Origin of the sequence: Crocosphaera watsonii WH 8501, from assembly GCF_000167195.1 — a bacterium.
GTDB lineage: Bacteria > Cyanobacteriota > Cyanobacteriia > Cyanobacteriales > Microcystaceae > Crocosphaera > Crocosphaera watsonii.
The window spans coordinates 1-3,706 of sequence record NZ_AADV02000267.1 but is presented as its reverse complement, the minus strand read 5'-3'; the positions used below and the strand labels follow the sequence as shown (position 1 = coordinate 3,706).

The 3,706-nt window shown below is 35.5% G+C and carries 4 protein-coding genes; all 4 read left to right on the top strand.

Annotated features, from left to right (window positions below; genetic code table 11):
- Positions 1-632: 632 nt before the first annotated feature.
- Positions 633-1,073 (top strand): hypothetical protein, encoded by a 441-nt coding sequence (locus tag CWATDRAFT_RS30470; protein WP_232287246.1) that lies wholly within the window; start codon positions 633-635, stop codon positions 1,071-1,073.
- A gap of 150 nt (positions 1,074-1,223) precedes the next feature.
- Positions 1,224-1,439 carry a hypothetical protein gene (locus CWATDRAFT_RS30465; protein ID WP_007313328.1) on the top strand — a complete coding sequence of 72 codons (216 nt, stop codon included), beginning with the start codon at positions 1,224-1,226 and terminating at the stop codon, positions 1,437-1,439.
- The gene (locus CWATDRAFT_RS30460) at positions 1,436-1,819 is read left to right on the top strand and encodes a type II toxin-antitoxin system VapC family toxin (RefSeq protein ID WP_007308559.1); all 384 of its coding nucleotides are present in this window, start codon (positions 1,436-1,438) and stop codon (positions 1,817-1,819) included. The genes CWATDRAFT_RS30465 and CWATDRAFT_RS30460 overlap by 4 nt, the downstream gene beginning before the upstream one ends.
- A gap of 980 nt (positions 1,820-2,799) precedes the next feature.
- Positions 2,800-3,706 (top strand): alkaline phosphatase PhoX (locus CWATDRAFT_RS30450; RefSeq protein WP_042712954.1); only part of this gene is annotated, 907 nt, incomplete at its 3' end.

Here is a 3,706-nt window from a genome sequence, read left to right as displayed (position 1 = left end):
TATTCCTTGAGGGAACTTTTAGTAAGACCGGAATTCGTAAATGTTAAGATGGTGACATGCAACATTCTTCCAAATGATGCCCGAAATCCCAGGGGCTCTGGGAAACCATTAACCCTAAAGTTTGAGAAAGGGTTTCCCAAACGGTCAAAAGTTCTAAGAACTGGTCCGGTGTTCCGTAATAATTAAGGCCGCTAAGCCATTCTAAATAATTTGGCTGCCCACCGTGTTCTGCTGAAAAAAGTTAGCAATATCTTTCCTCAAAATCATTCCCAAGGTATCAACTCTGCCATGATTACCCAACGATTATTGGGGGAACAATTGCGCCTCGAAAGGTAATTCAAATTGTTCTGGGGGCGGTAAAGGTTGCTCCTCTTTTCGATACATTTGTTCTTGACCAACAACTGGGAGGTGTTTCTACCAATTATAGCGGTTTGTAGCCGACAAAGCTGATCTTTTTTGCGATCGCGAATATGGGTGTAACCTTTTAAAGAATAGGGTTTTGCTTTTATTCAGCAAACCCTAATTACATTAGCTATTTTTGGGACACATTAATTGAAAGATTTAGCAAGCATATTTTAGAAGATACTCAATATTATAAAAGTCATCCTGGTGTCAAAGGAACAGAACCAGTGGTGCGCTTTTTAGCAGCAGAATCACGCTTTCGTAGACGTATCCTCGCCAGACAACTTCTTGACTTCGTGAGATTAGCACCCAGAGATAAGATTGCCATTCGTTATATTTGTTCTTCATCACCTCAAGAACCCTACTATGTTTTTCTGACACTTCCACATGATGATTGGATGACTTATGAAGTATATCGAGAAGCACGTGGGGCATTCTTAAACGCTTACTGTCGGACTGTGAAGCTGAATTTTCCTGATGTCCAGCATATTGTGGGAATAGCGACTGAACCAGGTTTAAATAATAGAAGTCAATCTGAAGATGCTATGTACCTTGATGCAACAAATTGGACAGAAGAGGATGCTGCCAAAACCAGAGAAATTTCTGAGGAACTCAATATTTTCAAGAACGCAAAGCCATTTAACATTCATGATGAAGAGTATCCGCTTTAAAATGGACGAGACAATGAGATTTCACTGTTCCTGTAGTGCGATCGCCGATCTTGTAGGGTGCGTTAATGCAATGTAACGCACCGTCTTAAATTAAGATTCTTATTCAGCTAAAATAACAAATAATAGTCCATATATCATTCCCTAAAATCTATGACGGAACTGCTAGAAAAAGTTATTACAGAACTCAAAAAACTTCCCCCCGATCAACAAGATGCGATCGCTTCTCGTTTAATGGATGAACTCAAACCTATTACTAATAATAAGCAATTACGACCATTTGGTTTATGTGCCGGAGAATTTACTGTTCCAGAAGATTTTGATGATCCTTTACCAGAGGAAATTCGTAACACATTTGAGGGTGAATGAAAATTTTACTAGATACCCATATTTTTCTCTGGTTCATTAGTGGTGACAACCGTTTATCAATAGACATTTGTAACTGCATTCGTGATTCAGGTAATGAAGTATATTTGAGTGTTGTTTCTATTTGGGAATGTATTGTTAAATATCAATTAGGGAAGCTACCATTACCAGAACCACCCGAAATTTACTTACCAAGACAGCGTAATCTTCATGAAATTATTAACCTTAATGTAGATGAAAAGAGTGTAACTCAATTAGCAAAATTACCCCCCTTACATCGTGATCCATTTGATAGAATGATCATTTGTCAAGCTTTACAACACAATCTGATCATTGCAACAGTAGATAAAGCAATTCGTAATTACCAAGTTAGGATTTTATAGTGTGGTCTTTTCCGTAGTGTCTTCACCAACGCTGAATATGATGAATTGCTGAAAAGATTGTAAAAAATAGTGCAATTGCACTATTTTTTACTGTCCAACCATTAGCAACTTTCCACAAAAAATGCCATCTCCTTGTTTCTACTGAGAAAGATCAATTAATCTATGTGCGTTCAATCACTGCTTAGGGATGTTTGTGCAAACTATACTACAAAAGCTGATTATCTTTATTTCAGCAAATACTAATTTTTTTATGAGGAGAGAAAAGACTTGAAAGTAACAAAACTATCCTTAAACAGTAATGCTTTGATGAACTTATTTCTCAATACAGTTCAAAAAGAGTTAGAGCGTTTATTCTTTGATTCAAATCAGCAAATAATTATTTATCTCAAAAACATAAATAATAGCCATATTATTGTCTCTAACCTTTCTCAAGAGCAAAAATGTTGTCCAATTAAATTAATAAAAACTCTCAAGAAAACTAAGTCAATATCTTTGAAAGAGTCTGCCCCTAATAACTTTTGGAAAATCTTATCAAATTGTCAAGTATAAGAGAAAGAATGCTTACTCCATAATACCTATTTTTCCCAAAGATATTTTTATATTTTAATGATTGAAAGATAGGTTATCCAGTATGTCCTGGAGAACCTATTTTTCAGAATAATCACCTCTATTTGACTTTGGATTGGAAAGCATATAGAATAGGATAACTTATACCATTTTCATTAACTTAGACTACAGATGTTTATGTTGTAGGGTTCAAGAACTCTATGAATCTGGAATTTCCCAACAAGTTGAATCAAATAACAAAGGTAAAATTGTCGCCATCAATATTGAAACAGGAGAATTTGCAATTGCTGACAATGTTTTACCCGCAACAAAGCAATTATTGCAATCCTTATTTAGCCAAAATAACAAATAATAGTCCAACGTCTAACAAATCATAAAGCCTTAATCCTAAAAACACAACATAATCAATTAATATGTCTCTATCTCGAAGAAACTTTATTACTCTAGCTGGTTTCGGTTTTACCACAATTGTTGGTGCTAATTCTTTAAAAAACTATTATGTTGGTGTTGCCAAGGGGAAAAGCACAAATACTAATAAATTTGGTCCATTAATTCCTGATCCAAATGGTATTTTAGACCTTCCCAAAGGATGGCAATACAAAGTTATTTCTTATGGGGGCAAATCTCTGGATGATGGTAGTATTGTTCCTTCTGGTTTTGATGGAATGGCGGCATTTCGGGGTAAAAATAAACAAATAATTCTCGTGCGTAATCATGAATTGACCCCCGATGCCAACTATGGAATTAATACGTTACCAGAGTATAAATATAACCCCATTTCCCAAGGAGGAACTATAACTTTAATTATTAATGAAAATGGGACATTAGAGCAAGAATTTGTCTCTTTAGCAGGAACCAATAGAAATTGTTCTGGCGGAACAACTCCGTGGAATTCTTGGATTAGTTGTGAAGAAGATACTGCTATTTATAAGCTCAAAAATCGCAATAGTGGTGAGGAAATAATCAAAAAACATGGTTATAACTTTGAAGTTCCTTCTCAGGGTAAAATAACCAAACCAACTCCTTTACTCTCTATGGGAAGATTTCGACATGAAGCGATCGCAGTTGATCCAAAAACTGGTTACATTTACCAAACAGAAGATCAAAATGATAGTTGCTTTTATCGCTTTCGTCCTCATCAACCTCAAAACCTACAAGCAGGAGGTATCTTAGAAGCATTAGTTATCAAAGAAATTCCAAGAATTGATACCAGTAAAAACTATCCCATCAATCAACTAAAATCAGTGCAATGGGTAAAGCTGGAAAATGTTGATCCTGATGAAGATACATTACGCTACGAAGCACAAAACAAAGGGGCTG